The 6,113-nt window shown below is 63.7% G+C and carries 6 protein-coding genes; all 6 read left to right on the top strand.

What is annotated here, in order from left to right:
* Positions 1-375: 375 nt before the first annotated feature.
* The 6 genes from GM910_RS15340 (at position 376) to GM910_RS15315 (ending at position 6,006) form a co-directional block, all read left to right on the top strand.
* Entirely contained in the window at positions 376-1,725 is a 1,350-nt protein-coding gene (locus tag GM910_RS15340; RefSeq protein ID WP_159588714.1) for an amino acid ABC transporter substrate-binding protein, read from the top strand.
* 98 nt (positions 1,726-1,823) lie between these two features.
* A complete protein-coding gene (locus GM910_RS15335) occupies positions 1,824-2,573 on the top strand; it encodes an ABC transporter ATP-binding protein (RefSeq protein WP_159588712.1) in 750 nt (249 codons plus the stop codon).
* Positions 2,566-3,291 (top strand): ABC transporter ATP-binding protein, encoded by a 726-nt coding sequence (locus GM910_RS15330; protein ID WP_159588710.1) that lies wholly within the window; start codon positions 2,566-2,568, stop codon positions 3,289-3,291. The genes GM910_RS15335 and GM910_RS15330 overlap by 8 nt, the downstream gene beginning before the upstream one ends.
* A gap of 15 nt (positions 3,292-3,306) precedes the next feature.
* A complete protein-coding gene (locus GM910_RS15325; RefSeq protein WP_159588708.1) occupies positions 3,307-4,188 on the top strand; it encodes a branched-chain amino acid ABC transporter permease in 882 nt (293 codons plus the stop codon).
* 2 nt (positions 4,189-4,190) lie between these two features.
* Positions 4,191-5,225, top strand: coding sequence for a branched-chain amino acid ABC transporter permease (locus GM910_RS15320; protein ID WP_159588706.1), 1,035 nt, complete (start codon positions 4,191-4,193; stop codon positions 5,223-5,225).
* A gap of 4 nt (positions 5,226-5,229) precedes the next feature.
* Complete coding sequence (locus tag GM910_RS15315; protein ID WP_159588704.1) at positions 5,230-6,006, top strand: glutathione S-transferase family protein; 777 nt, start codon at positions 5,230-5,232, stop codon at positions 6,004-6,006.
* Positions 6,007-6,113 lie beyond the last annotated feature (107 nt).

The following is a 6,113-nucleotide window of genomic DNA, read 5'->3' as shown; positions in this document are numbered from 1 at the left end:
GCGTCTCTGTCGCCAGCGGCGCCGCCGCCCTCGTTGTGCCGCGTATATACCCGCCGCAAATCCAAACTGTCAACGCCCAATGTGAACTATTCATAATATATCCCGCCCCGCCCAGCGGAGCCGGCTTCGGCTCGATCCCTTATATGGAGAACAAAACGAGAATTTCAAGCACCTATCCTTGTGGAGCGAACACGCCGGAACGCCAATCTCGCCGCCCGCCCTTGACGGACAGTGCAGAAAACATGCATAGTCATGCAAACGATTGCGTAAGAAGACTGTAAAGAGAAAGCCACAGAGAGAAAATCAAGTTTTGCACGCAACTCGTGTTCCGTGCCGGGAGGAAAGCCGCATGGAACGCTCCAATGGGAGGAGACCATGAAGAAAGCACAAGAAGCGCCCAGCACCGAAAGGACGGCGGCGGCCGGGCGTCTATTACCGCTGAAACTGTCTGCGGCCTTCGTTGTCGGCGCCTTGGTGGGCGCCACCGCGTTGGTTCACCCGGCCTACGCTCAGGATGCGGAACCGATCCGCATCGGCGCCTCGCTGCCGCTCACCGGAAACTTCTCCGTCAGCGGCGAGAAGCACGAGCAGGGCTATCAGCTTTGCGTCGACCTCATCAACCAGGCCGGCGGTGTTCTCGGCCGCAAGGTCGAGCTGATCATCAGCGACAACCGCTCCGACACTGAGACCGCCATCAACCAATACGAGCGCCTTATCAATGTCGAGGATGCCGACATCGTCTTCGGCACCTTCTCCTCGAAGCTCACCTTCCCGGTCTCCTCGGTGGTGGAGCGCTACGGGATGGTCCATCCGGTTCCCGCCGGCGGCGCCCTGCGCATTTGGGAGCAAGGTCTGAAACACGCCTTCTACTTCCAGCAGAACGCCGCGGAGCTGGTCGGCACGGGCCTGCGCGGCGTTCTGCGCGACCTGGTTGACGAAGCGGGCCGCCCGAAGACGGCCGCCCTCGTCCACGCCGACGACTTTTTCGCCAACGGCATCGCCGCTGGCTTCCTTGGCGGCAAGGTTGAGGAGCCGGGCAAAGGCGTCATCGCCGACCTCGCGCCCGGCTATCTCGCCGAGCTCGGCATCGACGTGGTGATGGAGGAACGCTGGCCGGAGGAGGGTTTCTCCGATTGGCTGAACCTTGCCAACTCGATCAAGCAGGCCAATCCCGATCTCGTTATCGGGCTGACGGCCTCGGCCGAGGAGGCGGTGCAGCTCTCCCGTGCCCTGCAGACGCTCAAGGTCAATCCAGGCGTTCTCTATCTCAGCCAGGGCACCCAGGCCGAGTTCCTCGAGGGGATGGGCGAGGCTTCGGAGGGCGTCATCGTCCACACCTCCTGGCACCCGGAGGTGCCCTTCAAGGGCGAACTCGCCGGCGAGCCGTTCTCCAACCAGGATTTCATCGCCGCCTTTGAAGATGCCTACAACTACACGCCCGACGAGGACTCCGCGATCCCCTTCGCGCTCTGCCAGGGCGTCGAGCAGGCAATCCGCGGCACCGAGACTACCGACAATCTGAAGCTGTCGGAATGGCTGCATCAGCGCACGCCCGAAGAGCCGATCCGCACCGTGCTCGGCCCCTTCTCCTGGGACGAGCGCGGCTTGCCCAAGGACCGCACCTTCCTGATGGCGCAATGGCAGGACGGCGAACTCCGGTTCATCTACCCGACCAACGAGTTCGAGGGCGTGGCCGAGCTTGAGTTCCCGAAGCCCGAGTGGTGAGCGGCCCCGAATGGGAGGCAACGAAGCGGGGCCGCTCTGGCGGTCCCGCCCATTCGCTGCCAAAACGGGAAAAAGAAGCCGAAGGGAGGAGGCGCCGCATGCTCGAAGTGCGCGCACTGGCCAAGCATTTCGGCGGCATCAAGGCCGTCGACAACTGCTCGTTCACGGCCGAGGCAGGAAAGATCACAGCCCTCATCGGCCCAAACGGCGCCGGCAAGACCACCGCCTTCAACTGCATCAGCCGCACCATGGCCCCGACAGCCGGCGAAATCTTCATCGAGGGCGAGCGCGTCGATCATTTGAAGCCGCATCAGGTGACCCGAAAGGGCCTGTCGCGCACCTTCCAGATCACGCGCAACCTCGAGGACCTGACGGTCCTGGAAAACCTCGTCGTCCAGTCGAAGGTCCATGGCTGGCGGGCGCTCTTCCAGCCGGCGATCACGAAGGAAGAACTGAGGAAGGCAGAGGAAATCCTCGCCTTCCTCAACATCACGCGGCTGGCATATGAGGAGACCCGCAACCTCTCCTACGGGCAGAAGAAGCTGATGGATTTCGGCGCGCTTTTGATGTCCGACCCCAAGATCATCCTCCTCGACGAGCCCGCCGGCGGCGTCAATCCGAGCCTTCTGGCCGAGATCGTCGAGCATATCCGCGAGCTGAACAGGCGCGGCCTCACCGTGCTCATCGTCGAGCACAACATGGAACTGGTCATGAGCCTCTCCGACAAGGTGGTGGTGATGGCCCATGGCGAGATCATCGCCGAGGGCCCGCCGAATGTCGTCCAGACAGATCCCAGGGTGCTCGAAGCCTATCTCGGCGGCGCCAATGCGGAGCCTGCCCATGCATGAGCTTCTGGAAGTCAGCAACGTGGTCGCCGGCTACGGCTCCGGCCCTGCCATCCTCAACGGCGCCGATCTCGACGTGGCAAAAGGCGAGATCCAGTGCATCATCGGCCCCAACGGCGCCGGCAAGTCGACGCTGATGAAGGCGATTATCGGGCTGCTTCCCATCCGCTCCGGCGAAATCCGCCTTCTGGGCGAGCGGATCGACAGGCTGCGCCCCGACCAGATCCTGCAAAAAGGCATCGCCTTCGTGCCACAGGAGCGCGCGCTCTTTCCCAAGATGTCCGTGCGGGAGAACCTGCGCATGGGCGGCTATACCATCCGCAACGAGACGGAGCTGAAGCGGCGCATCGACGACGTGCTCGACCGCTTCCCCATCCTGCGCGAGCGCGCAAGCCAGCACGCCGGCACCATGTCCGGCGGCCAGCAGCAGATGCTTGCGATGGCGCGCACGCTGATCGTGCGGCCGAAGATCGTCATGCTCGACGAGCCCTCACTGGGATTGGCGCCGATGATCGTAAAGCAGATGTTCGACATCATGCACCAACTCCGCGATTCCGGCATGACCGTGCTGCTCGTTGAACAGAACGCGGTGGTCGGCCTGAAGAACGCCAACCGCGGCACCGTGCTCGACCTCGGCCGCACGCTCTTCAGCGGGCCGGCAAAAGACATCCTGACGGACCCGCGCGTGCGCGAACTCTATCTCGGCAAGGCTGCCGCCTGAGGAGACGGAACACCAATGCTCTCATCCATGCTCCAGGTTCTCATCCTCGGCCTTGCGCTCGGCGGCGTCTACGCCCTGATGGCCTCCGGCCTCACCCTCATCTTCGGCGTCATGCGCATCGTCAATCTGGCGCATCCCATCATGATCATCGCCGGCGCCTTCGTCGCCTACTGGCTGTTCCGGCTCTACGGCGTCGACCCGATCCTGGCGATGCCGATCGCGGCAAGCGTCCTCTTCGTCATCGGCGTGGCGCTCTACAAGCTCGTCTTCGAGAAAGAAGCGGCAAGCGCGAAATACTCCGAGATGACGGTTCTGCTCACCTTCGCCGTGGCCCTGTGCGCCGACGGCCTGCTCGGCGCTCTCTTCTCCAACACCCAGCGCGTCACGACGCCGGCCTATGCCACGGACGCCTTCATCTTCGGCACGGTCTTCATCCCCAAGGGCCAGGCCTATGCCGGCGCCATATCGCTTCTCGTCATCGGCGCGCTTCTGGCCTTCCTCAACTTCACCCGCTTCGGCACGGCGATCCGCGCCACGACGCAGAACCGGGCGGCGGCCCAGCTCATGGGCGTCAATGTCGGGCGCGTCTCTCTGATCACCTTCGGCATCGGCATTGCGCTGGCGGGTGCGGCCGGCGCGTTGGTGAGCTTCATCTTCTCCTTCTTCCCGGCCAAGCACTGGGAGTGGATCGCCATCCTCATGTCGCTCGTGGTGCTGGGCGGCATGGGAAAGCTCGTGGGCGCGATCCTCGGCGCCTTCCTCCTGTCCGTCATCGCCGCCTTCGTCGGCACCTATTTCGGCTCCACATGGTCGACCATGACCTTTTTCCTCGCCCTCTTCGTGATCCTGCTGGTGAAACCCGAGGGGCTTCTGGGCGATAGACAAGAAGAGGCTTGAGAATGGCAACCGGGCTCGGCGTCAGCGACGTTCTGAAGGCGCGCAAGAACTACAATGAAGGGCTGGCCTCCACTGGCCGGCGCGAGCGCGCCACCTGGTTTCCGCTCGTCCTTCTTGCACTGCTCGTCCTCCTGCCGGCACTACAGATCACCGGCGGCCACAACTATACGCTCCATCTCATGCTCTACGCGATGATGTATGCGGCCATGGCCTCGAGCTGGAACATCCTCGGCGGCTATACCGGCTACATCTCGCTCGGCCACAATGTCTTCTTCTGCATCGGCGGCTACTTCTCCGGCATGCTGCTCGCCTATTTCGGCGTCACCTCGCTCCTCACCGCCCCCCTCGCCGGCCTCGCGGCAGCCGTCGTCGGCTTCGCCGTCGGCCTCATCACGCTCAAGATGCGCGGGCCCACCTTCATCATCTCCTCCATCGCGCTGCTCATGGTCGCGCGCATCCTGTTCGACCACTGGCAGTTCGTCGGCGGCTCCAACGGCGTGACCCTGCCGCAGATGGACATCCCCGCCCAATGGGCCAAGCTGCCCTACTATTACAGCATGATGGTCGTCTGCGCGCTCACCGTCTGGGCCTCCTACCGCATCAAGCACTCCAAGTTCGGCCTCGGCCTGCGCGCCATCAGCCAGGACGAGGTGAAGGCGGAAAGTGCCGGCATCGACACGCGTTTCTACAAGGTGCTGGCCTTCGCCATTTCCGCCTTCTTCGTCGGCATGGCCGGCGCCATCTGGGGCGAGTACATCACGTATCTGAGGCCCAACATCTTCCTCATCATCCTCGTCGCCGCCAACATGGTGCTGATGTGCATCCTCGGCGGCAAGGGCACGGTGGCCGGCCCCATCGTCGGCGCCGTCGTGCTCATCGCCTTCAACGAGCTATCCGTAACCTTCTTCGGCGCCAGCGAGATCAATCTCCTGATCACCGGCCTCGTCATGGTGCTGGCGCTGAAATTCTTCCCCGCCGGCATCGTCGGCACCCTTGCCAGGAAGCGCCGCCTGCCGCGCGTTCTCGACTGGGACTGACACAATGGCCGAGTTCATCCTCTACGACGCCCCGCAATCGACCTGCAGCCAGCGCGTGCGCTTCGTGCTCAACGCCAAGGGCATCCCCTTCGAGGAGATCAAGCTCGACCTCTTCGCCGGCGATCAGTTGAAGCCCGACTATCTGGCGATCAACCCCAACGGCGTCGTCCCGGCGCTGGTGCATGACGGCCGCCCGGTCACCGATTCCGCCGTCATCATGGAATATCTGGACGAGCTCTATCCCGAGCCCACCCCCTTCCGCCCCTCCTCCCTCTTCGACATCGCCCGCATGCGCTCCCTGATGCGCTATATCGACGAGGTGCCCACTCCGGCCATCCGCATCCCCTCCTACAACCTCGCCTTCCTGCCGCACTTCCAGACCATGAGCGAGGAGGAGTTTGTGGCGCTCGCCGAATCGAAGCCCCTGCGCAAGGAGTTCCTGCTCACCATGGGCCGCACCGGCTTTCCGGAAAAGGAGATGAACGCCGCCCTCGACCACCTCGCCCGCGCGGTCCGCCGCATGGACGAAACCATCGCCGCCTCCGGCGGTCCCTTCCTGATGGGCGAGCCCCTCACCCTCCCCGACATCGCCGCCATGCCGGTGATCGTGCGCATGGACGATATCAACCTCAACACGATGTGGCAGGACCGGCCGTCGATCCAGCGCTGGCTCGACGCGATCCGCGCCCACCCGGCCTTCCACCCCACCTTCTATCATGGCGCGCTTCTGACGGAGAAATACCCGCACCTGGCGAAGCTCAAGAAGGAGCGGGCGAGATAGATCGTGATGCCGAGGCCACGACGCCAAGCCCCCTTCGCGCCGCCATTTCCCGCATTTCAAGAAGCCCACCCGCGGGCGTCATCCCGGAAAGCCGAAGGCTTGTCCGG

The sequence above is a fragment of the Chelativorans xinjiangensis genome, assembly GCF_009812055.1.
Classification (GTDB): Bacteria; Pseudomonadota; Alphaproteobacteria; order Rhizobiales; family Rhizobiaceae; genus Chelativorans; species Chelativorans xinjiangense.
Note: the sequence above shows the minus strand (reverse complement) of the source record. Positions and strands in the feature narration are given on the sequence as shown.

Bases quoted from the DNA above. Each gene is read 5' to 3' on its own strand.
- GM910_RS15335 (WP_159588712.1), top strand. From the start codon at position 1,824: ATGCTCGAAGTGCGCGCACTGGCCAAGCATTTCGGCGGCATCAAGGCC.
- GM910_RS15320 (WP_159588706.1), top strand. From the start codon at position 4,191: ATGGCAACCGGGCTCGGCGTCAGCGACGTTCTGAAGGCGCGCAAGAAC.
- GM910_RS15315 (WP_159588704.1), top strand. From the start codon at position 5,230: ATGGCCGAGTTCATCCTCTACGACGCCCCGCAATCGACCTGCAGCCAG.
- GM910_RS15330 (WP_159588710.1), top strand. From the start codon at position 2,566: ATGCATGAGCTTCTGGAAGTCAGCAACGTGGTCGCCGGCTACGGCTCC.
- GM910_RS15340 (WP_159588714.1), top strand. From the start codon at position 376: ATGAAGAAAGCACAAGAAGCGCCCAGCACCGAAAGGACGGCGGCGGCC.
- GM910_RS15325 (WP_159588708.1), top strand. From the start codon at position 3,307: ATGCTCTCATCCATGCTCCAGGTTCTCATCCTCGGCCTTGCGCTCGGC.